This is a genomic window from Bradyrhizobium campsiandrae, assembly GCF_014529705.1.
GTDB lineage: Bacteria > Pseudomonadota > Alphaproteobacteria > Rhizobiales > Xanthobacteraceae > Bradyrhizobium > Bradyrhizobium campsiandrae.
In genome coordinates this window covers 37,572-63,640 of sequence record NZ_JAANIH010000002.1, presented here as the reverse complement: position 1 = coordinate 63,640, position 26,069 = coordinate 37,572, and the positions used below count along the sequence as shown (strand labels likewise).

General features: G+C 64.9%; 22 protein-coding genes. 7 read left to right on the top strand and 15 right to left on the bottom strand.

The features are described from left to right. Positions 1-4: 4 nt before the first annotated feature. From aat to G8O24_RS01590, 10 genes are all read right to left on the bottom strand, one after another. Complete coding sequence (gene aat / locus G8O24_RS01635) at positions 5-685, bottom strand: leucyl/phenylalanyl-tRNA--protein transferase (protein ID WP_188095854.1); 681 nt, start codon at positions 683-685, stop codon at positions 5-7. Positions 686-746: 61 nt separating this feature from the next. Beyond that, on the bottom strand, positions 747-1,850 hold the full coding sequence (locus tag G8O24_RS01630) for a sensor histidine kinase (protein ID WP_188095852.1): 1,104 nt from the start codon (positions 1,848-1,850) through the stop codon (positions 747-749). Continuing rightward, on the bottom strand, positions 1,847-2,287 hold the full coding sequence (locus tag G8O24_RS01625) for a response regulator (protein ID WP_188095850.1): 441 nt from the start codon (positions 2,285-2,287) through the stop codon (positions 1,847-1,849). The genes G8O24_RS01630 and G8O24_RS01625 overlap by 4 nt, the downstream gene beginning before the upstream one ends. Next, on the bottom strand, positions 2,284-3,801 hold the full coding sequence (locus G8O24_RS01620) for a sensor histidine kinase (RefSeq protein WP_188095848.1): 1,518 nt from the start codon (positions 3,799-3,801) through the stop codon (positions 2,284-2,286). Before G8O24_RS01620 ends, G8O24_RS01625 begins: the two co-directional genes overlap by 4 nt. A 101-nt stretch (positions 3,802-3,902) precedes the next feature. Continuing rightward, on the bottom strand, positions 3,903-5,261 hold the full coding sequence (gene accC, locus G8O24_RS01615; RefSeq protein WP_188095846.1) for an acetyl-CoA carboxylase biotin carboxylase subunit: 1,359 nt from the start codon (positions 5,259-5,261) through the stop codon (positions 3,903-3,905). A 33-nt stretch (positions 5,262-5,294) separates the two neighbouring features. Further along, positions 5,295-5,786, bottom strand: coding sequence for an acetyl-CoA carboxylase biotin carboxyl carrier protein (accB, locus tag G8O24_RS01610; RefSeq protein ID WP_188095844.1), 492 nt, complete (start codon positions 5,784-5,786; stop codon positions 5,295-5,297). Between the two features lie 36 nt (positions 5,787-5,822). Next, a complete protein-coding gene (gene aroQ, locus G8O24_RS01605; protein WP_188095842.1) occupies positions 5,823-6,290 on the bottom strand; it encodes a type II 3-dehydroquinate dehydratase in 468 nt (155 codons plus the stop codon). Between the two features lie 229 nt (positions 6,291-6,519). Beyond that, entirely contained in the window at positions 6,520-7,344 is an 825-nt protein-coding gene (locus G8O24_RS01600) for a DUF1236 domain-containing protein (RefSeq protein WP_188095840.1), read from the bottom strand. Between the two features lie 222 nt (positions 7,345-7,566). After that, entirely contained in the window at positions 7,567-8,334 is a 768-nt protein-coding gene (locus G8O24_RS01595) for a DsbA family protein (RefSeq protein WP_188095838.1), read from the bottom strand. 109 nt (positions 8,335-8,443) lie between these two features. Then, a complete protein-coding gene (locus G8O24_RS01590; RefSeq protein ID WP_188095836.1) occupies positions 8,444-9,850 on the bottom strand; it encodes a M48 family metalloprotease in 1,407 nt (468 codons plus the stop codon). Between the two features lie 176 nt (positions 9,851-10,026). Between G8O24_RS01590 and G8O24_RS01585 the strand changes: the two genes are divergently transcribed. The 3 genes from G8O24_RS01585 (at position 10,027) to G8O24_RS01575 (ending at position 13,277) form a co-directional block, all read left to right on the top strand. Beyond that, positions 10,027-11,214, top strand: a complete 1,188-nt coding sequence (locus G8O24_RS01585) for a pyridoxal phosphate-dependent aminotransferase (RefSeq protein ID WP_188095835.1) — start codon at positions 10,027-10,029, stop codon at positions 11,212-11,214. Positions 11,215-11,301: 87 nt separating this feature from the next. Beyond that, a complete protein-coding gene (locus tag G8O24_RS01580; protein ID WP_188096166.1) occupies positions 11,302-11,859 on the top strand; it encodes a biotin transporter BioY in 558 nt (185 codons plus the stop codon). Between the two features lie 83 nt (positions 11,860-11,942). After that, positions 11,943-13,277 carry a dicarboxylate/amino acid:cation symporter gene (locus tag G8O24_RS01575; RefSeq protein ID WP_188095833.1) on the top strand — a complete coding sequence of 445 codons (1,335 nt, stop codon included), beginning with the start codon at positions 11,943-11,945 and terminating at the stop codon, positions 13,275-13,277. A 28-nt stretch (positions 13,278-13,305) separates the two neighbouring features. On the opposite strand, the gene G8O24_RS01570 is transcribed toward G8O24_RS01575, so the two are convergent. Continuing rightward, entirely contained in the window at positions 13,306-14,190 is an 885-nt protein-coding gene (locus tag G8O24_RS01570; RefSeq protein WP_188095831.1) for an SDR family oxidoreductase, read from the bottom strand. A 91-nt stretch (positions 14,191-14,281) separates the two neighbouring features. Between G8O24_RS01570 and G8O24_RS01565 the strand changes: the two genes are divergently transcribed. Further along, a complete protein-coding gene (locus tag G8O24_RS01565; RefSeq protein WP_188095829.1) occupies positions 14,282-15,115 on the top strand; it encodes a helix-turn-helix transcriptional regulator in 834 nt (277 codons plus the stop codon). Here G8O24_RS01565 and G8O24_RS01560 read toward each other — a convergent pair. Genes G8O24_RS01560 through G8O24_RS01550 form a run of 3 tightly spaced genes read right to left on the bottom strand, consistent with a single transcriptional unit; the run spans position 15,112 to position 19,131 of the window. Then, entirely contained in the window at positions 15,112-16,344 is a 1,233-nt protein-coding gene (locus G8O24_RS01560) for an NAD(P)/FAD-dependent oxidoreductase (RefSeq protein ID WP_188095827.1), read from the bottom strand. The two genes, G8O24_RS01565 and G8O24_RS01560, sit on opposite strands and share 4 nt — an antisense overlap. Before the next feature lie 16 nt (positions 16,345-16,360). Beyond that, the gene (locus G8O24_RS01555) at positions 16,361-17,575 is read right to left on the bottom strand and encodes an MFS transporter (protein ID WP_188095825.1); all 1,215 of its coding nucleotides are present in this window, start codon (positions 17,573-17,575) and stop codon (positions 16,361-16,363) included. A 59-nt stretch (positions 17,576-17,634) separates the two neighbouring features. Continuing rightward, positions 17,635-19,131 carry an amidase gene (locus G8O24_RS01550; RefSeq protein ID WP_188095823.1) on the bottom strand — a complete coding sequence of 499 codons (1,497 nt, stop codon included), beginning with the start codon at positions 19,129-19,131 and terminating at the stop codon, positions 17,635-17,637. 207 nt (positions 19,132-19,338) lie between these two features. On the opposite strand from G8O24_RS01550, the gene G8O24_RS01545 reads away from it, so the two are divergent. After that, complete coding sequence (locus tag G8O24_RS01545) at positions 19,339-20,019, top strand: helix-turn-helix domain-containing protein (protein ID WP_188095821.1); 681 nt, start codon at positions 19,339-19,341, stop codon at positions 20,017-20,019. A 64-nt stretch (positions 20,020-20,083) separates the two neighbouring features. On the opposite strand, the gene G8O24_RS01540 is transcribed toward G8O24_RS01545, so the two are convergent. After that, positions 20,084-23,212, bottom strand: coding sequence for an Rne/Rng family ribonuclease (locus G8O24_RS01540; protein ID WP_188095819.1), 3,129 nt, complete (start codon positions 23,210-23,212; stop codon positions 20,084-20,086). A 706-nt stretch (positions 23,213-23,918) separates the two neighbouring features. Between G8O24_RS01540 and G8O24_RS01535 the strand changes: the two genes are divergently transcribed. After that, positions 23,919-25,217 carry an N-acetylmuramoyl-L-alanine amidase gene (locus G8O24_RS01535; protein ID WP_188095817.1) on the top strand — a complete coding sequence of 433 codons (1,299 nt, stop codon included), beginning with the start codon at positions 23,919-23,921 and terminating at the stop codon, positions 25,215-25,217. Positions 25,218-25,432: 215 nt separating this feature from the next. After that, on the top strand, positions 25,433-26,069 hold a 637-nt coding region (locus G8O24_RS01530), incomplete at its 3' end, for a transglycosylase domain-containing protein (RefSeq protein ID WP_188095815.1).

The window sequence follows — 26,069 nt, the reverse complement described above, 5'->3', positions numbered from 1 at the left end:
TGATCTATTGCCGTGAGGCGATGATCTCGAGTGCGCGCGCCCCCGGGATCGCCTCGCCCGAGGACAGTCGCAGGAAATCGCCGGGCTCACCCGCGAGGGCCTTGTCGAGCAGCGCGGTGTAGCGCCGCCGCGAGATCTCGGCCGCGCCAAAGCTCTTCAAATGCTCGGTGACGTATTGGGTGTCGAGCAGCTCGAAGCCGCCATGAATCAGCCGCGCGACCAGATGCACCAGCGCGACCTTGGAGGCGTCACGCGCGGTGTGGAACATGCTCTCGCCGAAGAACGCGCGGCCCAGGCTTACGCCGTAAAGACCGCCAACGAGCTCGTCGCCCTGCCAGGCCTCGACGCTGTGGCAATGGCCGAGCTCGTAGAGGCCGCCATAGAGGTCGCGGATGCGCTTGTTGATCCAGGTGTCCTCACGCCCGGGCTGCGGCGCAGCGCAGCCGGCGATGGTGGCCTTGAACGCGGCGTTGACCGTGACGCGAAACACATCCGAACGCACCGTGCGCGCCAGCCGCGAGGCGACGCGAAAGCCGTCGAGCGGAATCACGCCGCGCATCTCCGGCTCAACCCAGAACAGGGTCGGGTCGTCAGCGCTCTCGGCCATCGGAAAGATGCCGCAGGCATAGGCGCGCAGCAGCACGGCCGGGGTGATTTCAGACGAGGCGGAGTCGCGCGAAGTCATAGCGTCCGATCATAGCAGGATCGCGATGCGCGTGCGATGGGGGCAATTTCAAGGATGGGGATCAACCCGCCGCAGCGCTGCTCGCCTTGCCTGATGCGGCGGGGGTGCTGCGGAACCGAAGGATGATGCGGGTTCCGGAATGGGCGGGATCGCGCTCGACGGTGGCGTCGAGCTTGGAGGCCATGGCCGCAACGATACGCTGGCCCATGCCCGTTGAGCGCGGATCGGCCTTGACGTTGTCGCCGACGCCGTTGTCGGTGATCGACAGCAGCAGATCGTCCCCATTCGAGATCAGCTCGACGTGAATCGGGCCGGCACCATCGGGATAGGCGTATTTCACCGCGTTCATCACCAGCTCGTTGACGATGATGCCGACGGCGACCGCGCGATCCGGGTCGATCTCGATCGGCTCGGCTTTCACTGTCAGGCGCGACATCCGGTTGCCTTCGGCGGAGCGACGAAGATCCTCGAGCAGGGAATCCAGATATTGGTTGAGCACCACGCTCTTCAGATCCTGCGAGGTGTAGAGACGGCGGTGCACCTGGGCGACGGCCGCGACGCGGCCCATCGCGTTGGTCAGCGCCGCCTTGACCTCGTCCTGGGCGGCGGAGCTCGCCTGCAGGTGCAAGAGCGAAGCAATGATCTGGAGCGAATTGCCGACGCGGTGATTGACTTCGCGCAGCAAGAGCTCGCGTTCGGCGGCAAGCGCGGCGTAGCGGTCGCGCGAGGCATGGATCTCGGCCTCGGCCTCCTCGCGCGCTCGCTGCAATTCGGCCTGGCGCAGTGCGCCTTCGGCGGCGACATGCAGCAGCGGGATGAAGTCGCCCTTGACGTCCTTGACCAGGTAGTCGGCCGCGCCGGCCTTGAGCGCGGTGACCGCGATGCTGGAATCCTGCGAGGCGGTGACGAACACCACCGGCGGAGCATCCGGAATCGCCATGATCTGCTCGAGCGTCTCGAGCCCGTCGAGGCCCGGCATGTACTGATCGAGCGCCACGACATCGATGCAGCCCTGACTGGCGGCACTGCGGATGCGCTCGAGGCCTTCCTCGCCGCTCGCGGCATGGATGACCTTGTAGCCGCGCCGCGTCAGGCCGCGATCGACCAGGTGCGCCAGCGCCTCGTCGTCATCGATGTAGAGCAATGTCGGTGTGCGCTGGTTCATGAGGCGGCAGGCGGGACCTGGATGACCGAGAAGAACAGGCCCAGCTGCCGGATGGCATTGGCGAAATTCTCGTAGTTGACGGGCTTGGTGATGTAGACATTGCAGCCGAGCTCGTAGCAGCGCTTGATCTCCTGGCTGTCGTCGGTCGTGGTCAGCACCACCACAGGCGAGGCCTTGAGATATTTGTTCTCCTTGATCTGCCTGAGGATATCGATCCCGCTCATGTCGGGCAAGTTGAGGTCGAGCAGGATCAGGAGCGCGTTGCCCTTTTGGCTGAGACCACTGCCGTCGGGGCCGAACAGATGCTTCATCGCCTCCGTGCCGTTGCCGAAGGAGATGATCTCGTTGTTCACGCCGGAGCGGCGGATGTTGCGCTCGATCAGCCGGGCGTGCCCTTCGTCGTCCTCGATCATGATGATGCTGACAGGCTGGGTCATTTATCGGCGTTCCGGTTGGTGGCGTTCCATGCGATGGGCAGGGTGACCGTGAAGGTGCTGCCCGCGTTCAGTTCCGACGATACCGACATCGTGCCGCCGAGGCGGCGCACAAGTGCACGCACATGGGCAAGACCGATGCCCTGGCCGGGCTTGTCCTGGGTTCCCGCACGGCGGAACAGCTCGAAAATCCGCTGATGATCCCTCGGGTCGATGCCGCGGCCGTTGTCGTTGATTTCGAAGATGGCATAGCCGAGCTTGGTGCGTCCGCGAATTCTGATTTCGCCGGGGACCCCGCTCTTAAGGTATTTGATCGCGTTATCGATCAGATTGGAGAAGATCTGCTCCAGTGCAAGGCGGTCGCTGACGATAGCGGGCAGCGGCTCGATGTGGATCTCGGCCTGCGCCTCGACCGCCTGATGCGCCAGCGTCGACACGATGGCCTCGACAAAGGCGCGGGTGTCGATCTTCTCCGGCTGGAACTCGCGTCGGCCCTCGCGGGTGAGGTTCAGGATTGCCGAGATCAGCCGGTCCATCCGGGCGATCGAGGATTTGATGAAGCCCAGCGCCTCGGCAAAATCCACCGACATCTGCCTGTCGGGGCCCGCGAGCGGAATATCCGCGACCTCGACCGGCGGGCCGCCCGCCGGCACATTTGTGAGGCCTCCGATCCGTCGAAAGATGTCCTTGCCCAATTCCTCGAGCTCGCTGGTGAAGCCCATGATGTTGACCAGCGGCGAGCGCAGGTCATGGCTGACGATATAGGCGAAGCGCTGGATCTCGTCGTTGGCTTCGCGCAGGTCTGCCGTGCGTTCGTCAATGGTGGCCTCCAGGTTGAGGTTGGAGTCGCGCAGCCGCGCCTCGGCGTCGTCACGTGCCTGTGCCGAGCGCCGCACCAGCCAAGTCGAGATCAGGGCTAGCACCACCACGAGGCCCGAGCCAATGCCGGTCATGGATGCTGCGAATGTCTGGCTTCGGTCCGCATTGACCGAGCGAAGCCGGAATAGCCGTTCCTCCTCCTGGATCATTGCGTTTGCCTCCCGGCCGATCGTGGAGGTGGTATTGGTAGATGCGGCCTCGCGCACCAGCGCCGCGGCCTTGTCGAACTGGCCCTGCCGGGCGAACTCCATCTCCTGCGAAAACTGGCCAAGCCGGGTCTCGATGGCTGCGCTGAGCTTCTCGATGCCCTCGCGTTGGGCGGGGTTGTCAGCGGTCAGGCGCGTGATCCGGTCCAGCGCGGGTACGATTGCAGCGGCAGCCTTTTCGTGGTCGGCCTTGAAGCTCTCGCCCTGCGTCAGGAGATAGCCGCGGGCAGCGCTCTCCGCCCGCCGCAACTCCAGCAGCAGCGTATTGAGCTGGTTCTCCACCTCAATGGTGTGAACCACCCATTTATTGTCGTCACGCGCCCTGTTGACGAGATAGACGGAACCGGCGCTGATCGCGGTCAGCACCAGAAGTCCCGCTGCAAACAGCAGGATCTGCCAAAATGCGCGACGTCGCTGCCCTTCGGCGGTCACGACGATCTCGCTCGATCATGTCTGAAAATCAAAACGCCCCCTTGGAACTGGCCCACCGTGCAAAACGCGATCGGGGCCAACGGGTTCCCGGGAGGCGATGATTATTTACCTGATGGTTCCGCTTTGCCGGCCAGATACTGCTCCAGCCAGTGGATGTGGTAGTCGCCGTTGATGATGTCGTCCTGGCGCACCAGATCGCGGAACAGCGGCAGGGTGGTTTCGATGCCCTCGACCACCATCTCGTCCAGGGCGCGGCGCAGCCGCATCAGGCATTCGGCGCGGGTCTTGCCGTGGACGATTAGCTTGCCCACGAGCGAATCGTAATAAGGGGGGATCTGATAGCCCTGATAGACCGCCGAATCGATGCGCACGCCGAGCCCGCCGGGCGGGTGGTATTGCTGGATGCGGCCCGGCGAGGGCCGGAAGGTCTGCGGATTTTCCGCGTTGATGCGGCACTCGATGGCGTGGCCGATGATCTGGATATCGCTCTGCCTGGCCGGCAAGTCGCCGCCGGCGGCGATGCGGATCTGCTCCAGCACGAGGTCGATGTCGGTGATGCTCTCGGTGACGGGATGTTCGACCTGGATGCGCGTGTTCATCTCGATGAAGTAGAACGCGCCGTCCTCGTAGAGGAATTCGATGGTGCCGACGCCGAGATACTTCATCTCGCGCATCGCCTTGGCGCAGGTCTCGCCAATCTTGGCGCGCGCCGCCGCAGTCAGCACGGGCGAGGGGCCTTCCTCCCAGACCTTCTGGTGACGGCGCTGCAGCGAGCAGTCGCGCTCGCCGAGATGGATCGCGCCGCCGCGGCCGTCGCCGAGGATCTGGATCTCGATATGGCGCGGCTTCTGGAGGTATTTTTCGAGGTAGACCGAGGCGTCGCCGAAGGCGGATTTCGCCTCGTTCGCCGCGGTCGATAGCGCAATCTGAAGATCCGCCTCGCTCTGCGCGACCTTCATGCCGCGGCCACCGCCGCCGGCTGCCGCCTTCACCAGCACGGGAAAGCCGATCTTCCTGGCGATCGCCATCGCGTCGTCGTTGGGACCGACTGCACCGTCCGAGCCGGGCACCACGGGAATGCCGAGCCTCTTGGCGGTCTTCTTCGCCTCGATCTTGTCGCCCATCAGGCGGATGTGCTCGGCCTTCGGGCCGATGAATTGCAGATTGTGCTCGGACAGGATCTCGGCGAAGCGCGCATTCTCCGAGAGGAAGCCGTAGCCGGGATGCACGGCGTCCGCCCCCGTGATCTCGCAGGCTGCCAGCAATGCGGGAATGTTGAGGTAGCTGTCCTTGGACGGCGGTGGCCCGATGCAGACGCTCTCGTCCGACAGACGCACATGCATGGCGTCGGCGTCGGCGGTGGAGTGTACGGCAACGGTCGCGATGCCGAGCTCCTTGCAGGCGCGCAGGATGCGAAGGGCGATCTCGCCGCGATTGGCTATGAGGATCTTGTCGAACATGGTGCCTCAGCGGGCGAAAGTCGCCACTCGCGCTTATTCAATGATGACCAGCGGCTCGCCGAACTCGACCGGCTGGCCGTCCTCGACCAGGATCTGCGTCACCGTGCCTGCTCGCGGCGAGGGGATCTGGTTCATGGTCTTCATGGCTTCGATGATCAGCAGGGTCTGGCCGACCGAGACCTTCGTGCCGACCTCGACGAAGGGCTTGGCACCGGGCTCAGGTGCCCAATAGGCCGTGCCGACCATCGGCGAGGTCACCGCGCCCGGATGCTTGGCGACGTCCGCAACTGCGGCAGCCGCGGGAGCGGCAGGCGCCGCGACGAGCGCGGGAGCCGCGGCAGCCACCGGCATCGGCATGGTCGCGGCGACGCTGATATTGCGGGCGACGCGCAGGCGCAGGCCGGCGCGCTCGATCTCGATTTCGGTGAGGCTGGTCTCATCGAGCAGCAAAGCGAGCTCGCGGACGAGCGCGGAATCATCGCTGGAAAACTTTGCGGCTGCTTTGTCGTCTGGCTGGCGCGCCATGTTCTTTGATCCGAATGTTCTGGGTGAAGAGGGGCGTCAGGCTTTGGGCTTGATGCCGAGCTTGGCAGCAAGGCCCTGGGTGGCGAGGCGGTAGCCCTCGATGCCAAAACCGCAGAGCGAGGCGAATGCCGCGCGCGCGGTGTAGGAGTGGTGACGGAAACTCTCGCGGGCGTGGATGTTGGTCACGTGCACTTCGACCGTCGGGATCTGCACCGCAAGCAGCGCGTCGTGCAGCGCGATCGAGGTGTGCGAATAGCCGCCGGCATTGATGATGATGCCCTTCATCTTGCGCGCATGCGCCTCGTGGATGAAGTCGATCAGCTCGCCTTCGCGATTGGACTGCCGGCAGTCGGCCTTGAGGCCGAAGGTCGCCGCCGTCTCCCGGCACAGCGCCTCGACGTCGGCGAGCGTCGCATGGCCGTACTTCTCGGGCTCGCGGGTCCCCAACATGTTGAGGTTCGGCCCGTTGAGAACGAGGATCGTGTCGGTTGCTGGTTCGGCCATTCCTGTCCCGGAAAGGTGTTTCGGCGTGGCGGGGGTTATAGGTAACAAAGCGCCTGAGGGGAAGCCTTGAACGGCCTCGGGGAGGGCTTCAGGTACCTCATCCAGGATGCAAAAATCTGTGCGGAAACTACGGAAATTGCTTGTTAACCAGTTCGAGGCATGAGCTGCCGGCTCAACGCAAAGGGGGCGAGCATTGCTGCCCGCCCCCCGCGGTCCCCGTTCGCCGGCTTTAGACGTTCAGGACCGCCACGATCTCGTAGGTGTCCGGATTGATGATGACGATTTCATCGCGGACCAGGACGTAGCGATAGGTCTGCCATTCCGGGTAGATCGTCACGACCCGCGACGGCAGGGCGTGCAGTTCGATGCCCTCGCGCGGAATGCGGGTCCCAACCGAGACCGAGAAGTTCACGTTGGTCACAGGCTGCACGTGTTCCTCGCGGATCACGGAGGTGATCTGCGTACGCTGCTCGGTCGAGAGCTTGGCGCCGGCGCCGGCCTGGCCGACCGTCGTGTTGGTACTGCTCTGACCCTGCGCATTCTGGTTGGTGCGCGTCTCGGTGCCCTTCTGGTTCTCGGCATTGTTGGTCGAGGTGCCGCTCTTGCTGCCCTCAGCCTTCATGTCCTTCTGGTCCTTGGCGCCGGACTTGGTGGTGTCCTGGCTCATGCTCTTGGACTTGTCCTGCTGGGACTTGTCCATCTGGCCCTGAGCACGCTCCTCGTGGCCCTTGGCAACGCCGCCCTTCTCCTCGGCCGCGTTCTTGTTCATTGCGCCCGGACGCTCGTCCTTCGCCGCGCCGGACGATTTCTCCTCAGCCGCTGCGCCTGACTTCATGGTGCTGGAGCCGCCAGCCTGGCCCACGGTGCCCTTCTGCGGGTTTGCGGAGTCCTTGCCCATGGTGCCGTGTTCGGCGCCGCCAGACGGCTGTGCGTGCTGGGTCGGCTGCGCGCCGGCGCCGCCGCTGTCGCGGTTCATGGTGCCCTGTGCGTTCGCCAGACCGGTGCCCGCCACCAGCGCGAGTGCGGCAACCGAGATCATAAAGCGGTTCGACATCGTATTCTCCTCACGTGTTTCTTCGCGTCATTGCCCGCGCCACCAACGAAAGGAGATTTGAGTTGTTCCGGAACATCTGATGTTCCCCGGCATTTGTTTCCTAAACGCGCGATGAACACGCGCGTCGCATTCCCGCCAGCTTCGGCCAACGAAAAAGGCCGGCTGTTCAAGCCGGCCTCGTTGCGTGCGTCATTGCAAACGTCGGATCGACAAGCCGCCTAGTCAGCAGGTCGCCTTGCCGCAGCGGGCGACGCCGATCTTTTCCTTGAGGCCATCGAGGCCAACGGCGCCGACGACGATCTGCTTGCCGATCACGTAGCTCGGCGTGCCGTTCATGCCCATCGCTTCAGCCAGCTTGAAGTTCTCCTCGATGGTGGCGCGCACTTCGGGGCTTGCGATGTCCTTCTCGATTTTGGCGACGTCGAGGCCGGCTTCCTTGGCCGCCTGCAGCGCGCGCGCCTTGTCGGCCGCGCCACGACCGCCCAGCAGCTTCTGATGGAAGTCGAGATATTTCTTGCCGGAGGGATCCTGCATGCGCACGGCGACCGCGACCTGGGCGGCCTCGACCGAGCCCTGGCTCAGCACCGGAAATTCCTTCAGCACGACCTTCAGCTTGGAGTCGGATTTCATCAGATCGAGCATGTCGCTCATCGCGCGCTTGCAGTAGCCGCAATTGTAGTCGAAGAACTCGACGAAGGTGACGTCACCGTCCTTGTTGCCGAGCACGACCTGGCGCGGCGAATTGAAGATCGCATCCGAGTTCTGCGCGATGCTGGCCTCGTGCTTCTTCGTTTCGGCGTCGGCTTGACGCTTGCTGAGCTCGGTCATGGCCTCCTCGAGCACCTCGGGGTGGCTGACGAGGTAATTCTTGATGATCGCCTCGATGTCGGTGCGCTGGGCATCCGAGAAGCTGTCGGCCGAAGCCGGTCCCGTTGCGCCAAATATGGCGAGCGCAAACAGCGCGGGAGCTAGCAGGCGCAGCGAAGGCATTGGCAAATCCTCTTATCCAGAGCAGGTTTCAAAAAACGTCCCGGCGGACTTAGATTGGTGTCGTGACGTCAAAGTGGCGGATGTCGTCAGCAGGCGAAGGGCTAGTTGTCTAGTTGCGCGGCGGTTTGGACGCCACGATATCGTCGGCCTTGACCCATCCGGGCGTGCCGACGGCGAAACGGGTTTTCGCGCGCGTGGCGAGCTCGCGCGCGGTCTTGTTGTCGCCGCGCAAATACGCGGCCTGGGCGGAGGCGAGATCCGCCTCGGCATAGTCGCCCTTCCGGCCATAGGCCATCGCGAGCTGGGTGTAGCCGATCGGCGCCTCTGGCTCGCGTGCCACTGCGGCACGGAGAATCCTGACGGCGTCGTCGGTGTAGGCCTTATTATCGGTTCCAACCAGAGCTTGCCCAAGTAACATCTCCATGAGGGCTGAATTGTTTGAGAGGGCGACAGCCTTGCGCAGGGGCGCGATCGCCTCGGCCGGCTTGCCGCTCTCCAGCAGGGCCTGACCACGGACCTCGTAGAAGTACGGGTTATTGGGCTGGACCGCGATCAGCGCGTCGATCTGGGCGAGCGCGCTGCGCAAATCGCCGTGCAGATAGGTGCTGATGGCGCGGGCATAGCGCGCCGGCATGCTGTCATTGGTCAGGGGATAGCGGCGGTACACCAGCTCCGGCCGCTCCATGAAGGCCGAGATCTTGGCGCGCACCATGTCGTGGCGAAGCTGGAGCGCGGGATCGTCCTTCTTGTCCCAATAGGGGCTGGTGCTGGCGAATTCCTGCAGCGCGGCGACGCGCTCGGCGGGCATCGGGTGTGACTGCAGATAGGGATCGGCGCCGCGCGCCGCGAACAGGCTCTCGCTGGTGAAGCGCTTGAAGGTCTCGTACATGCCCCGCGGCGACTGCTGGGTCGCGGTCAGGAATTTCACGCCGGCGCGGTCTGCGTTCTCTTCCTGCTGGCGCTGGTAGGAGAGCAGCGTGCGGCGAATCATCTCCTGCGGTCCGCTGATCGCGGCCGCACCGGCATTGGCAAGGCCGTTATTGGTGCTGCTGGAGCCGCGACTGGCGCCGACGGCGAGGGCGCCGGCGCCGAGCAGCATGGCGATGATCATCTGGGTCTGGGCATTGGCGAGCTGCTCGCGCAGCTTGGACAAATGGCCGCCGGCCAGATGCCCGGTCTCGTGCGCCAGCACGCCGATCAGCTGGTTCGGCGTCTCGGACTGCAGGATCGCACCGTAATTGACGAAGATGCGGCGACCATCGGCGACGAACGCGTTGAACGAGCTGTCGTTGATGATCACCATCTGGATATTCTGCTTCTCCAGACCGGCAACGCGCAGGATCGGGCGCGTGTATTCGCGCAGCAGCTGCTCGGTTTCGGTATCGCGCAGGATCGGCGGACCCTTGCCGCCGTCCTGGGCTCGCGCCGCCGAGAACGGCGCCATCACCATCGCCGCCGCCGTGACGAGAGCGGTCAGCGCCGAGGCCTTCTTGCGCAATGCGATCTGGAGCAACATCAAACGGTCGGGGTCAAACGGGCTTTGGATGCAGTCTTGTGCTTGGTTTTGGCGATTGGCGGCGGACCGGATACGCGATATGCCCTTATGAGCCGTATAATGCGGCTAGTCTGGGGCGCAAGCGCCCTGTTTTCCGGACCGAACGGACCGTTCCGCCAGCGAAATAGCAGAAATCGATGCACGATGCGACATTGAGGAACCGGGTGGGGCAGTGGCTCGAACCCTCCCGCCGCAGTGATGTTCCACCGTTCATGGTGATGGATGTGATGGCGGCCGCGGCCCGGATCGAGGCCGCCGGCGGACATGTCATCCATATGGAGGTGGGCCAGCCCGCGGCGGGGGCCCCGAAGACCGCGATCGCGGCGGCGCAGGCCGCGCTCGCAACGGGGCGGATCGACTATACGTCGGCGCTCGGCATCCCCTCCTTGCGCGAGCGCATCGCGCGCCATTATCGCGATGCCTATGGCTGCACGGTCAGCCCTGATCGGATCGTGGTGACCACGGGTTCCTCTGGCGGATTCATCCTGGCCTTCCTGTCGATGTTCGAGCCCGGCGATCGCGTCGCGGTGACGGTGCCGGGCTATCCGCCGTACCGCCATATCCTCACGGCGCTCGGCTGCGAGCCGGTGCTGATCGAGACCACCAACGACACCCGCCACGCGCTGACCGGCGAGGCGCTGCTGGCTGCCCACCGCAAGGCGCCGCTGAAGGGTGTGCTGGTCGGCAGTCCCGCCAATCCGACCGGGACCATGATGTCCAGGGAGGCGCTCGCCGGCTTGATCGCCGCGGCGGAAGACGCCGGCATCCGCTTCATCTCCGACGAGATCTATCACGGGCTCGATTACGCATTCCCGGCGGTGACGGCGGCCGCGCTGTCCGAGCACGCAGTCGTGATCAACTCGTTCTCGAAGTATTTCTGCATGACGGGCTGGCGTATCGGCTGGATGGTCGTGCCTGACATCCTGGTGCGTCCGATCGAACGGCTGCAGCAGAACCTGTCGATCTCGGTGCCGTCGCTGTCGCAGATCGCGGCAGAGGCCGCCTTCGACGGTGCGGCCGAGATGGAAGACATCAAGCACGGCTATCAGGAAAACCGGCGCATCTTGATCGAGGGATTGCCCGGGGCGGGCCTGGCGAAGTTCCTGCCGGCGGATGGCGCATTCTATCTCTATGCCGACGTTTCGGACTTCACGTCGGACAGTTTCGACTTCGCCAAGAAGATGCTGGAGCAGGCGCATGTTGCTGCAACGCCCGGGCTCGATTTCGATCCGATCCATGGCCGCTCGTTCATCCGCTTCTCCTACGCACGTTCGGCCGAGGAGATGCGGGAGGCGGTTGACCGGATCGCTCACTGGCTTAAATAGCCGCCAGTTTTCGCGACACTTTGGGAGTGCATCTTGTCTGATCGAACCATCCAGCCCGCCGCCACGCATTCTCCTCTCGCCGCCGTGATGTGGCCGGCCCGACCGGGCGAGACCGTCGGCCATTGGCGCGCCGCCGTGCTGATCGCTCTCGGCTCGGCGCTGATGGCGCTGTCGGCCAAGGTGAACCTGCCGCTGCCTTATGTGCCCATGACATTGCAGACGCTGGTCGTGCTGATGATCGGTGCCGCCTACGGCTGGCGCCTTGGCAGCGCAACCATGGTGGCTTACCTCGCCGAAGGCGCGATGGGGCTGCCGGTGTTCGCCGGCCCGATCGGTGGCATTGCACCGCTGGTCGGTCCGACCGCCGGTTATCTCTACGGCTTCGTGCTCGCCGCCCTGGTCATCGGTTGGTTCGCCGAACGGGGCTGGGATCGCAACGTGATGCTGCTTTTTGCGGCGATGGCGATCGGACATTTGGTGATCTTCGTGGCCGGCTTCTGCTGGCTGGCCTACGGCATCGGCCTCGGCGCGACCAAGGCCTGGATGGTCGGCGTTGTGCCGTTCATCGCCGCCTCGGTGGTCAAGAATGCGCTCGGCGCTGCATTGATGCCGGCGGTGCGCCGGATCGTTGACCGCCGCGGCTAGATTTCACCATACGGAATGTTCCAATTGACAGGGCCGGCCAAGTTGATCTTGGCTGGCTCTGTGTTTGAGGGGGAGTGAAACAAATGACAACGACAACGATGGCCGGGACGCCGGCCGCGCCTGCTGCGGCCAAGCCGTGGTACAAAATTCTCTACGCCCAGGTCCTGATCGCCATTGTGCTCGGTGCGATCGTCGGCTCGTTCTGGCCGTCCGTTGCCACCAACGACTGGATCAAGGCCCTCGGCGACGGCTTCGTCAAGCTGATCAAGATGGTGATCGCTCCGATCATCTTCTGCACCGTCGTCTCCGGCATCGCCCACATCCAGGATGCCAAGAAGGTCGGGCGCATTGGCGTCAAGGCGCTGGTCTATTTCGAGATCGTCTCCACCTTCGCGCTGGTGATCGGCCTCATCATCGGCAACCTCGTCAAGCCCGGCGCCGGCTTCGGCAGTGCGGCAGCCAACGCGCAGGCGGTTGCCAATTACGCAAAGCAGGCCGAGGGCCAGAAGTCGGTCGACTTCATCCTCCACATCATTCCCGACACGGTGGTCGGCGCGTTCGCGCAGGGCGAGATCCTCCAGGTGCTGTTGTTCTCGGTGCTGTTCGGCTTCGCGATCATGAGCCTCGGCGAGCGCGGCCACACCATCCGCAGCTTCATCGACGATGCCGCGCATGCGGTGTTCGGCGTGATCTCGATCGTGATGCGCGCGGCGCCGATCGGCGCCTTCGGCGCGATGGCCTATACCATCGGCAAGTTCGGCACCGGCGCGATCCTCAATCTGATCGGACTGATCGCGACGTTCTACCTGACCGCGGCGTTGTTCGTCTTCGTGGTGCTCGGCATCATCGCACGGCTCGCCGGCTTCTCGATCTTCAAGTTCCTGGCCTACATCAAGGACGAGCTGCTGATCGTGCTCGGCACCTCGTCCTCCGAGAGCGCGCTGCCGTCCTTGATGGAGAAGCTGGAACGGCTCGGCTGTTCGAAGTCGGTGGTCGGCCTCGTGGTGCCCACGGGCTATTCGTTCAACCTGGACGGCACCAACATCTACATGACGTTGGCGACCCTGTTCATTGCGCAGGCGCTCGGCTTCGATCTCACCTTCGGCCAGCAGCTCACCATCCTGGTCGTGGCGATGCTGACCTCGAAGGGAGCGTCCGGCATTACTGGTGCCGGCTTCATCACGCTGGCGGCAACGCTCGCGGTGGTCGATCCGCGGCTCGTGCCGGGCATGGCGATCGTGCTCGGCATCGACAAGTTCATGAGCGAGTGCCGCGCGCTGACCAATCTCTGCGGCAACGGTGTCGCCTGCGTGATCGTCGCCTGGTGGGAGGGCGAGCTCGATCGCGACAAGCTCAATGCACGGCTGAGCCGGCAGATCGATCCGACCGACATGGAAACGGCGATCACGACAGACTGATTCGGATTTGGCAGCGCGAAGCGGGCTGTCAAACCTTGAAGTAATAGGGCTGGTCGAGATCCTCGATCAGCCCTTTTTCTTTCGGCGTCCAGCCGAGCGCCGCCCGTGTCTTCGCGCTCGAGGTCGGCACGTCGACGGCTGCAAAGCGCCCGAACCAGCCGAAATGCGCTTCGGCGTCGTCAGGCGATTTCGAGACAACGGGCACGCCGAGCCTTTTGCCGATCACTTCCGCAATCGCTTTGAAGGGCACACCTTCCTCGGCGATCGCATGATAGCGGCGGGCCGATGCGCCTTGCTCGAGCGCGAGGCGATAGACCCGGGCGGCATCGAGGCGATGCGCGGCCGGCCAGCGGTTGCTGCCGTTGCCGATATAGGCAGCCGCACCTTTCTCGCGCGCGATCGCGATCAGGCGCGGCACAAAGCCGTGGTCACCTTCACCATGGGTCGTGGGCGGCAGCCGCACGATGCCGGCGCGGACGCCTTGCTCCGCGAGATCTTCGGCCGTTGCTTCCGAGACTCGGGGGAAATGACGCGCCGCCGCGTCGTCCTCGGTCGCGAGGCGTCCAGGTGCGAGCAATGCCACGCCTGATGTGACGATGAGCGGTCGGTCGGATCCCTTGAGCTCCTCGCCGAGCGCCAGGATGGCGAGGCGGTCGAGCTCGCAATTCTCGGCGAATTTGGAGAAGTCGTGGTTGAAGCCGAGATGCAGCACGCCGTCGGATGTGGCTGCGCCGCTGCGCAAGGACGCGTGGTCCTCCAGCGAGCCGCGATGCACCTTGGCGCCCATCGCGGTGAGGGCGGCCGCGCCCGCGTCCGACCTCGCAAGGCCGACGATGCTGTGGCCGGCGGCGATCAGGTCGGCAACGACGGCAGAGCCGACGAAGCCGGTGGCGCCAGTGACGAATACACGCATGAGCAGGTCTCCAGTGTTGGTGGAGAGAAGCATCTGCGCTAGGATTATCCGGGTAAAGTAGTGACATTATCAGGGTATAATAATTAACAGGATGAGCGAGACGGCCAGCGAGAATCTGCTCGGGACCTATTTGAAGGACCGACGTATCCGGCTCGATGCCGCAGCTTTCGGCTTTGGCGGCAGCCGTCGGCGCACGCCGGGGCTGCGGCGCGAGGAGGTGGCGCAGCGGGCCAATATCAGCCCGACCTGGTACACTTGGCTGGAGCAGGGGCGGGGCGGTGCGCCGTCAGCCGACGTGCTCGACCGGATCGCTCGTGCGCTGATGCTGACCGACGTCGAGCGCGAGCATCTGTTCCTGATCGGTCTCGGCCGTCCACCTGAGGTCCGCTACCAGGCAAGCGAGGGTGTCTCGCCGCGGCTGCAGCGCGTGCTCGATGCGCTCGAGATCAGCCCCGCCATCATCAGGACCGTGACGTGGGACGTCGTCGCCTGGAATCGGGCTGCCACGATCGTGCTGACTGACTACTCGAAGCTTGCGCCCGAGCGACGCAACATCCTGCGCATGATCTTCTGCGAGCCACAGGTGCGGGCCGCACAACATGATTGGAACAGCGTCGCCCGCTTCGTGGTCGCGGCATTCCGCGCCGATGCGGCCCGTGCCGGTGCGGTCTCGCATGTCGCCGACTTCGTCAGCGAACTCTGTCGCGACAGTCCCGAATTTGCGAAGCTGTGGGCCGACAACGACGTCCGCTCCCACGCCGAGGGCGTCAAGCATCTGCGCCATCCCGTGCTCGGTCCGATCGCGTTCGAATATTCGGGCTTCGCGGTCGACGGAAGGCCCGATCTCGGCATGGTGGTCTACAACCCGGCGACAGCAGCGGATGCCCAGCGCATCAGGGAGGCGCTGGCCAAGCAGGACGCCTAAAACCGCTCCGGCCGGTAGGGCGTCGGATCGATTGACGGCGTCTCGCCGTTCATCATCTCCGCCAGCAGGCGTCCGGTGGCGGGGCCGAGCGTGAAGCCCTGGTGGCCGTGGCCGAAGTTCATCCAGAGCCCGGGATGGCGCGGCGCGCGTCCGAGCACGGGCACCATGTCGGGCGTGCAGGGACGGGTGCCGAACCACGGCTCCGGCTCGGCGCGCTTGCCGAGATCGATCAACTCGCGCGCGGAGGCTTCGGCACTGGCCAGCTGCACTGGCGTTGCCAGCGCATCGGGTCCTGTCAGCTCCGCGCCTGTCGTGATGCGGACGCCCTTGGCCATCGGCCCCATGGCGTAGCCCCGGCCCTTGTCGACCAGCGGCAGATCGAGCGAGGCGCCGCCGCTGTAGTGCATGTGGTAGCCGCGCTTGCGCACCAGCGGGATCCGGTAGCCGAATTTGTGCAGGAGATCCGGTGACCATGGCCCCAGCGTGACGACCGCGTTGGCCGCATCGATGCGGCCATTGTCGGTCTCGACCGACCATCCGGTCGCGGTCTGCTGCAGCGACTGCGCATCGCCGAGCACGATGTTGCCGCCGAGGCGCTCGAACAGATCGGCATAGGCTGTCACCAGTGCGCCGGGATCGGACACGGTCCAGGTGTCGAGCCAATGGATCGCGCCGGGAAGGTCGTCGCGCAGGATCGGCTCGGCTTTTGTCAATTCGCTGCCCGAGAGCACGCGGAAATTGACGCCGAACTCGCGGCGGTCTGCTTCAGCGTCCTTGATCGAATGGTCGAGCGCGGCGGCATCGCGAAACACGACGCGATAACCGGCGCGGCGGATCAGATTGTCGGCATGGGCCTCGCGGATCAGGATATCGTGCTCTGGTGTCGCATAGGCGATCAGGCGGGCCCAGGCCGCGATCGCTTCGCGATGCCGCTTCGGTGCCGAGTGCCACCAGTAGCGGAGCAGGGGCTCGATGTGGCGATGCAACGATGAAAAGCTGTAGCGCACGTCATTGGTGCGGCCGGTCGCGATGTTCAGGAGCGAGGTGAGGTCGCGCGGCATCGGATAGGGCCGCACCGCCTCAGCCTGGATCATGCCGGCATTGCCATAGCTGGTCTCGCGGCCAGGCTCTCTGCGGTCGACCAGGGTGACCGTCCAGCCGCGTTGTCGCAGGTGGACCGCGGCGCCCACACCCACCATGCCGCCGCCGAGAATGATTGCGCTGTGCATCAGCAGAACTCTCCTGTCAGGCCGGCTGCGGCGTGAGCTTGGGTTGCGCCGTGTTGATGGTCGCGGCGACGACGACCGACATCGCTGTCATTGCGACCAGAAAGCCGAAGGCCGCATCGAACGATCCTGACCCGGTCACGATGAAGCCAATGGCCGCCGGTGCGACGAAGCCCGCACTGTGGCCGCCGAGATTGACCATGCCGACGCCCGAGCCGATCTGGTCGTCGCGGAGCAGTTTGGTCGGAAGCGCAATCACCGAGGCCAGCACGAAGGATTTGAAGAAATAGACCAGCGACTGATAGACGATCAGCACGGTAATCGTCTCCGCCTTGTACATGGCGTAGAGGAAGATGCCGGTCAACGCGGAGCTGCCGATCAGGAGATATTTTTCGCGCTCGGCAAAGAACGTCGTCATCACCCAGCCGCCCATCGCAGTTGCGATCGTCGCCATCACGAACGGGATTGGCGCCACCACGCCGACGGTCTTCAGGTCAAGCCCGCGCTGCTGCAGCAGGTAGAGCGGCATCCAGGAATCCAGACCCTTGTTGACGCAACTGAGCCCGAACCACACCACCATCAGCTGCCACAGCAGCGGGTTCTTCATGAGCTCGCGCATCGGCGCGCGTGGCTTTGCCGTCGCGGGCCCCACCCCAATACGCGAAAGATGCGGAACGAAGACAAAATAGACCACCGCGAACAGGACACCGGCAATGCCGATGGCGTTAAAGGCGTGACGCCAGCCCAGCCACAGGATCAGCGGCGCCATGATCAGCGGTGCGACCATGCTGCCGGCATAATTCGACGACAGCAGCAGCGCCGACATCTTGGGCCGGTTGTCCTTGTTGAACAGCTCCGCGATGGCGCGAATGCTTGCCGGGGGAAAGCCGCCCTCGGCGATGCCGAAGATGAAGCGGATCGCGATGAGCGAGGTCAGTGACCAGGCAAGGCTCGTGAACGCGGTGAACAGCGACCACATCACGATGGTGACGATGACGACATATTTCGAGCCGAAGCGGTCGGAGAGCCAGCCGCCGGGCACCTGCATCGCGGCATAGCCGAGGAAGAACGCGCTGATGACGATGCCGAGATCGGCAGCCTGCAGATTGAAATCCTTGCCGATCTGCGCCAGCGCCAGCGAGATCGCGGCGCGGTCGATATAGGAGATGCAATAAGCGAGATAGAGCAGGACGAAGGCGACGATTCCGGTCTTGCGGTTCGACAATTCGGCCATGCTGATCTCCGCGATGCCGGCGACCCGGCGCTCATGCCTGCTTGGTTGGTTTCGAGGCTCTATTCCCAGGCGAGGAAGCCGGGCGCGGCCGCCAGCGGCGGCGCGGCGGCGAGCCGTGCGAGATCGGGCACTGGCCGGCACAGTTCTGGATCGTTCGCGAACGCAGCCTCGAGGCTCGCAGCGACCGACAGCACGATGGCGTCGCCGCCGCGCGGGCCGACGATCTGGAGGCCGAACGGCAGACCGGCCTCATCGAGGCCGAGCGGAAGGCTGATCGCGGGGTGGCCCGGAAGCGTCACGGCGTAGGCGAGCGCGAGCCAGTGGAAGTAGGATTTGGTCGGCACGCCGTCGATCTCGGCGGGATAGAGTTCTGACCACGGGCGCGGGCTGAGCGTGATGGTCGGACTGATCAGCACGTCGCAATTGGCGAAGAAAGCCTGGTAAGCGCGATAGATCCGCGTCTGGATCGTAGCCGCGCGGGCGTGGTCTTCGAGCGAATAGCCGAGGCCTTCCTCGACGTTGGCGCGGACATTGGGGCCGAGCATCTCGGGACGCTCCTTGTAGTTCTTGCCATGGGTCGCCAGGAACATGCCGGCGCGCAGCACGGCGAAGGCTTCGTCAGCGCCGGTGCAGTCCGGTGTGGCTTCGCGGCTCTCGGCGAACAGCGGCGCGAGCTTGCTCACGCGATGGCGGAAGACGCGGCGGATCGCCTGCTCGGTCGGGGCGAAACCAAAATCCTCGGTGAAGGCGAGACGCAGCTTGCCGAGGTCCGCGGGGCGCGGCGCGGCCCAGCGCTCGGCGCGCGCGCGCAACGGTTCGCCGGGCAGGGTGTAGGCCAGCGGATCGCGGGCATCGTCACTCGCCATCACCGACAGCATCAGCGCGGTGTCGGCCACGTTGCATGCCATCGGTCCGTCGGTCGACAGGTTCGACCAGCCAAAGATGCGCTTTTCGCTGGCGACGAGTCCGTAGGACGGACGCATGCCGACGATGCCGGAGAAGCCGGCCGGATTGCGCAAGGAGCCGCCGGTGTCGGAGCCCGAAGCAAGCGGGGCCATGCCGCAGGCGAGCGCAACCGCCGAGCCGCCGGATGAGCCGGCCGCCGAGCGCATGGGATCGAACGGATTGCCGGTCGCGCCGAACACGGGATTGCGGGTGTTGCCACCGGCCGCCCATTCCGGCGTGTTGGTCTTGCCGAAGATGATGGCGCCGGCCGCGCGCAGGCGCGCGACCGACCCTTGGTCGCCGGCGGGGACGTTGTCGCGAAGCAGCGGGCTGCCATAGGTGGAGCGCATCCCGGCGGTGTCTTGCGTGTCCTTGATCAGGACCGGGAGCCCGTGCAGGGCGCCGCGATCCTCGCCGCGCAGGATTGCCGTCTCGGCTTGCTTGGCCGCGGCGCGTGCGCCGGGCTCGTCGAGCGTGACGACGGCGTTGACGGCGGCATTGGTCGCGGCGATGCGCGACAGGCAGGCGTCGAGCAGTTCGACCGGCGACACTGCGCGTGCGGTCAGCAGGCGGCGCAGCTCAACAGCATCAGTGTCGCAAAGTTCGGCCACGCCAATCCCTTTCAGAATATGAAAACGATTTAGCATATCGGAAATCAGGGTTCGCGCACCAATATTCGTCAGATCAGGGCGTTTCGTGCACAAATCCTGGCTTGCCTGCCTAGGAGCCCGCCAAACCCGCTGCAAATGATCGTATTGGCTGAAAAAATTAGGCGGATAGACCAACAAATTTTTCCATCGCCGTGGTAGGATTACTCCATGAGCGAGATCACAGCGGCTGAGGGGGCCAATTCCCAGCTCGGCCAAAGCCTCAAGGCCGCCCGCCAGGCACGTGGCCTGACGCTGAAGCAGGTTGCTGAACGGACGGGCATGGCGCTCTCGACCCTCTCGAAGGTCGAGAATGGCCTGATGTCCCTGACCTACGACAAGCTGCTCCAGCTCACCTCAGGCCTGAAGATGGAGATCGCCGAGCTGTTCAACCCGGCGGTCGCAGCGCCCGTGCAGGGCCGGCCGGTCACGGCGCGGCGGAGCATCAGCCGGGCCGGGCAGGGCCAGCTGATCAATACGAAGTTCTATACTTACACGTATCAATGCACCGACCTGATCGGCAAACGCATGGTGCCGATCATGGCCGAGGTCCGCGCGCGCTCGCTGGACGAGTTCGGCCCGTTGCTGCGCCATGCCGGCGAAGAGTATTTTCTGGTGACGAGCGGACGCGTCGCGGTTCACACCGAGTTCTATGCGCCGGAAATCCTGGGCGAGGGCGACGGGATTTACCTCGATAGCACCATGGGCCACGCCTACCTCAATGCCGGCGAGGCGCCGTCCGCCAAGGGCGTCTGTCTGTGCACCAGCGAGGCGCCAGATCTCTACGATCAGCTTCGCCAGATCGCTTCGCGCGAGGCTGCGCCGCTCGGTGATGACGAGCTGCCGCCGTAGCAGTCGATGGGCTGAAACGAAAAACGCCCGGCCAGGCCGGGCGTTTCGATGTTGGGGGCTCGTCCTATTCGCCGCCGCCGAAACGGCGCGACCACCAGCCGGCGCGACGCGGGGCCGCCGGCGTCTCGGTTGCCGGTTCCGGCGCGGGCTCGGGGACGGGCGGCGCAACCGGCTCCGGCGTGGCCGCGACCGGTGCTGCCGGCTCGCTCGGGCTGTTCGTCAGGAAGCTCACCTTCTCGCGCACGGTGGAGCGGCGTCGTGCCGCCTTCTCGTCGGCGGCGGGCTCTTCCTCCGCGACCGCAGCAGCAGTCGGCGCAGGTTGGACCGGCGTTTGAACTGATGACCGAGGCTCGGGCTGCGACGTTTCAACCGGGGCGATATGCTCCGAATGCGCGATCGACGGAGCAGATTCGCCGCCAGAGGCGCCATCGAAATCGGCCACTGCGTCGGTTGCTTCCGGCGGCGGATTGCCACCGAGTTCGTCACTGATGGATCCGGCGAGACCTTCCTCGCTGCCGCCGCGCCGGCGACGCCCACCCCGACGGCCGCGCCGGCGGCGGCGCGCGTCTCCGCTCTGCTGCTCGCCACGAGCGGCCTGCTCCTCGCTGTCCTCGCCGTCCTGCTCGGACTCGACTTCCTCTTCGCCTTCGCCAGCGGCCATGGCTGCCTCGGGCAGCGTGGCTGGGCTGTCCTCGCGAAGCTCACCGTCGCGCTGACCGCCGCGACCCCGGCGACGGCGGCGGCGCTTGCGGCGCTGACCGTCCCCTTCGGATGCGGCGTCACCGGACGCCTGCTCCTCGCTGAGACCCTCAGTCTCATCGGTCTCGACTTCGGATTCGGTCTCGAGGTCGAAACCGTCCTCGTCCTCATAGGCCTCTTCGGCCAGCGGTGGCGGGCTTGCGGCCGCCTGTGCCGCCAGCAATGCCTTGGCGGCTTCGAGCGTGTGCACCTGCTCGCCGCGATCGATCAGATAGGCCTGCGGTCCCGAGACGCTGGGATCGGCGATCACCGATAGCGTGACCTTGAAGCCGTTTTCGAGATCGCGCAGATGGCCGCGCTTGTGGTTGAGTACATAGAGCGCCACGTCGGTGCGGGTGCGGACCACGAGATTGTGGGTCGCACCCTTCATCAGGATCTCTTCGAGGCCGCGCAAGAGCTGCAGCGCCACGGAGGACACCGAGCGGACATGGCCGGTGCCGCCGCAATGCGGGCAGGGATCGGTCGAGCTCTCGAGCACGCTGGCGCGGATGCGCTGGCGCGACATCTCGAGCAGGCCGAAATGCGAGATCCGTCCGACCTGGATGCGCGCCCGGTCCTGCCTGAGGCAATCTGACAGCTTGCGCTCGACCGCACGGTTGTTGCGCTTCTCGTCCATGTCGATGAAGTCGATGACGATCAGGCCGGCGAGGTCGCGCAGGCGGAGCTGGCGGGCGACCTCTTCGGCCGCTTCCAGATTGGTCTTGAGCGCAGTGTCCTCGATATGGTGCTCGCGGGTCGATCGTCCGGAGTTGACGTCGATCGAGACCAGCGCCTCCGTCTGGTTGATCACGATGTAGCCGCCGGAGCGCAACTGCACGGTCGGCGAGAACATCGCATCGAGCTGGCTCTCCACGCCCATCCGCGAAAACAGCGGCTGGCCGTCGCGATATTGCTTCACTGCGCTGACATTGGCGGGCATCAGCATCTTCATGAAGTCGCGCGCTTCGCGGTAGCCGGCTTCGCCCGCCACCTGAATCTCGTCGATCTCCTTGTTGTAGAGGTCGCGCAGCGAGCGCTTGATCAGCGAGCCTTCCTCGTAGACCAGCGTCGGGGCCTGCGACTTCAGCGTCAGATCGCGCACCGTCTCCCACATCCGGATCAGGTACTCGAAGTCGCGCTTGATCTCGGGCTTGGTGCGGGCGGCACCTGCGGTGCGCAGGATAATGCCCATGCCCTCGGGCACGTCGAGATCCTGCACCACTTCCTTCAGACGTGAACGATCCTGCGCCGAGGTGATCTTGCGGCTGATGCCGCCGCCGCGGGCGGTGTTCGGCATCAACACGGCGTAGCGCCCGGCGAGCGACAGATAGGTCGTCAGCGCCGCGCCCTTGTTGCCGCGCTCTTCCTTGACGACCTGGACCAGCATCACCTGGCGGCGCTTGATGACTTCCTGGATCTTGTACTGGCGGCGCGGGCGGAAGGTACGCTCCGGCACCTCCTCCAGCACGTCGTCGCCGCCGACGGACTCGACGACTTCCTCCTCGGCTTCCTCGCCGTCTTCATCGTCCTCGTCGTCGTCACCGGCAGCTTCCGCAGCCTCGCCATGGGGCGCGTCGACCGTTTCACCGGCAGCGTAAACGGCATCGGCCGGTTCGGGGGCCGAGGTCACGATTTCGGCAAACGCGTCGCCATGCGCTTCGAAGGCGGGAGCTTCGTGAGGCTCGGCAACCGTTTCGGTCGCAACCGCGGGTTCGGCGCCTACCGCTGCGACGGGCGCCGGTGCTTCGTCGGCATGATGCTCGTGGTCATGATGATCATGCGCATGCTCATGACCATGGTCGTCATGATCATGCGCTTGGTCGTCGTCATGGGCATGAGAATGATCATGGTGGCCGTGATCATCGTGCTCATGATCGTCATGCCCGTGATCGTCGTGATCATGGTCATGATGATCGTCGTGCCCCTCGAGCTCGTCGTGATGCTCGGCATCGGCGTGCAGGTGCTCGCCTTCATGGGTCGAGCCCTCAGCGTGCTCGGGCAGGGACTGACCCTCGACCGGCTGGGCGGCTGGATCGGCGCCGGCGTCGAGACCTTCGACGATGTCGCTGCGGACGCGCTCGCCATGACCACGGCGGCGAGCGTTGCGATGGCGCGAGCGGCGGCGGCCGTGGGAGCGGTTCTCGCTCTCTTCCTCGGCTTCGCGATGGGCCTGTTCCTCGGCCTCGATCAGCGCCTGCCGGTCGGCGACCGGGATCTGATAATAGTCGGGATGGATTTCGCTGAAAGCGAGGAAGCCGTGGCGGTTGCCGCCATATTCAACGAAGGCGGCCTGGAGCGAGGGTTCGACCCTGGTGACCTTGGCGAGGTAGATATTCCCGCGCAGTTGCTTGCGTTGCGCGGTCTCGAAGTCAAACTCTTCGACGCGATTGCCGCGGACCACGACGACCCGGGTCTCTTCCGGGTGGGTGGCATCGATCAACATCTTGTTGGGCATGTCTTAACTCTTGGCGGCGGCGGGCGCGGTTCACCGTGGGCGCGAAGAGCGCTGCCGGGTGACGCGACGGTCCACCTGATTCGGGGGTGAGGGGAAGGCCGAAACGCCGTCTCTCGCGCCTTGCCGAACCGGAAGCTTCAGGACTGAAGCGGCGCGCGGGATTTTCACTCCGCAGCGTCGCGAAAGGTCCTTCAGAATTCGTAGGCACAGTCTGGCGCATCAAGCGTCGGCCCGTATGAAACATTGGGCGGCGGGGCCGCCCCTCAATCAGTTGCCGCTGGCCAGGCTCGGCGCGAGTGCGCTCGCCTTGGGGATGATGAACCGCCCCCTTGGGATCAAGGGACCGGGTAACGGGTTACGTCGCTGTCAGAACTGTCCCGGAAACACAGTGGTAACCGGAAACTGTCCGCCGCCGGAGCTTTGCCCCGTTCCATCTCGCTGCCGCGCACCGCGCTGGTCTTAGAGGGGGAACGGAAAACGCTGGAATTCCCAAACCTTGGGCGTTCCGGCGCTGCACCGGGAGGCTGAATGCGACACAACCGGAAATATCGGCCGTCAGCACTCCGTACATACGAGGAATGGGGCATCGGTGCAAGGGAGCGTCGCACGCCGGTCACAGTCCAAGAGTTTCGCGTGAGTGTCATTAAGGATCGATTAACCCTGTGGTTCTATTGCGTTAAAAGGGCTGCTCGGAGGCACGGAATCGGTGGCGAGCCGCGCAAATCAAAGGGTTTTGCTGGGATGTGCGTTGTTGTGCGCCGCAGCATTGCCGTGCGCCGATTCCTCCCGCCTGAGCGCGGCCGAGAGCCCGTCGCAACTCTCTGTTGCCGCGGCGAATTTTCCTGTTGCGACGGCTGCGCGCCTGGCCGGTGACAGCAAGCAGACCCGCTTCATTCTCGACCTCGACCAGACCGTCAGCTTTCGCGCCACGACACTCGCCGATCCCTATCGGGTGGTGGTTGACGTTCCCCAAGTGAATTTTCAGCTGGCACCGGGAACCGGCGCCGGGCGAGGGCTGGTCAAGGCCTTCCGCTATGGACTGGTGATGCCCGGCGGCTCCCGAATCGTGTTCGACCTGGCCGGGCCGGCCAAGATCACCAATTCCTACGTGCTGGAGGCGGCCAATGGCCAGCCGGCCCGGCTGGTGCTCGAGTTGGAGGAGGTCGACCGCGCCGCCTTCGTGCAGACGCCACCGCCTGACAATCGGCCCGAGCTGCGGCCGACCATCGCTGCGGTCCCGCCGGCGAGCGTTCCTGCCGCCCCCGACCCGGCGCCGCAGAAGCCGGGGACGGCTTCCGACGGCCGTCCGGTCGTCGTCATCGATCCCGGCCATGGCGGCATCGACAACGGCACCCAGTCGAGCGGCGAGAGCGAGAAGAACCTCGTCCTCGCCTTCGGCCTTGCATTGCGCGACCGGTTGGAAAAGTCAGGCAAATACCGGGTGGTGATGACGCGGGACGACGACACCTTCATTCCGCTCAATGACCGGCCCAAAGTGGCTCGTAATCTGAAGGCTGCGCTGTTCGTGTCGATCCACGCCGATGCGCTGCCGAAGGCCGAGGGCGATGCCCAGGGCGCCACCATCTATACGCTTTCAGACAAGGCGTCCGACGCCGAGGCGCAGCGGCTGGCCGACGCCGAGAACCGCGCCGATGCGATCGCCGGCTTCAATCTGGCGGAAGAGCCGACCGACGTCGCCGACATCCTGATCGACCTCACGCAGCGGGAAACCCGCACATTTTCAAACCGTTTTGCCCATCTGCTGATGGGCGAAATGAAGTCGACCGTGCGGATGCACAAGCATCCCCTGAAGTCGGCCGGCTTCCGGGTGCTAAAAGCGCCGGATGTGCCGTCGGTGCTGGTCGAGATCGGCTATGTCTCGAACAAGGGCGATCTCGAGCACCTCGTGTCCGAGGGCTGGCGGTCGAAGGCCGTGAGCTCGATGGCCCAGGCGATCGATACGTTCCTGGCCAAGCGGATGGCGACGGCGGGGGCCGGCAATTGAGAAGGGAACGCCTCGGCTGTTAAGCCCTAGTTTGGCCACAGCGGGCGCCTTATAGAAACGGCGCAGGGGGTTCCGGAATGGAAGAGAATCCCGTTCGGCGAGCGTGTTTCGGTCCGGCATTGATGGCGTGGCGTAGGCCGGTGAGTTCGCGACGTGAGGATGGCACCCGTTGGGGTGCTTTGGGCTGATCCTGAGATTGGACGGGTAATCACGTCATGCGTTTGCTTGTGCGGTTCACAGGCTTCCTGTTCACCGCGGGAACCGTGTTGTTCCTTGTCGGTGTCGGGGCCGTGGCAGGCCTGATCTGGCATTTCTCCAGGGACTTGCCCGACTACTCTCAGCTTCAGGATTACGAGCCGCCGGTGATGACCCGCGTCCATGCGGTCGACGGCTCGCTGCTCGGCGAATACGCCAAGGAGCGGCGGCTGTACCTGCCGATCCAGGCGGTGCCCAAGCTCGTGATCAACGCCTTCCTCGCTGCCGAGGACAAGAATTTCTACGAGCATGGCGGCATCGACTACACCGGCATGGCGCGCGCGGGCCTGCTGTACTTGCAGAATTTCGGCTCCAACCGCCGCCCGCAGGGCGCCTCCACCATCACCCAGCAGGTCGCCAAGAATTTCCTGCTGACCAACGAGGTCTCGTTCGCGCGCAAGATCAAGGAAGCCTTGCTGGCGATGCGGATCGAGAAGACCTATTCGAAGGACAAGATCCTCGAACTGTATCTGAACGAGATCTATCTCGGCCTTGGCGCCTACGGCATCGCCGCCGCCTCGCTGGTCTATTTCGACAAGTCGGTGAACGAGCTCACGGTGGCGGAAGCTTCCTATCTCGCGGCGCTGCCGAAGATGC